The organism is Streptobacillus ratti (assembly GCF_001891165.1).
GTDB classification, from domain to species: Bacteria; Fusobacteriota; Fusobacteriia; order Fusobacteriales; family Leptotrichiaceae; genus Streptobacillus; species Streptobacillus ratti.
In genome coordinates this window covers 1-226 of sequence record NZ_LKKW01000138.1, presented here as the reverse complement: position 1 = coordinate 226, position 226 = coordinate 1, and the positions used below count along the sequence as shown (strand labels likewise).

The 226-nt window shown below is 63.3% G+C and carries 1 protein-coding gene; it reads right to left on the bottom strand.

The annotated features are described in order from the left end of the window. A partial coding sequence (locus BT993_RS07135) for a cation:dicarboxylate symporter family transporter (protein ID WP_143604346.1) occupies positions 1-226 on the bottom strand: 226 nt, incomplete at both ends.

Genomic DNA, 226 nt, shown 5'->3' with positions numbered 1-226 from the left:
GGCGACGCCGTTGCCGATCAGGTTGGTCAGTGCGCGGCACTCGCTCATGAACTTGTCGATGCCGACCAGGATGGCGATCGACTGAATCGGAATATCGGGCACGATCGACAGCGTCGCGGCGAGCGTGATGAAGCCGGCGCCGGTGACGCCGGACGCGCCCTTCGAGGTGATCATGGCGATGCCGAGAATGCCGAGCTCCTGCCAAATCGTCAGATGGGTGTTGGTG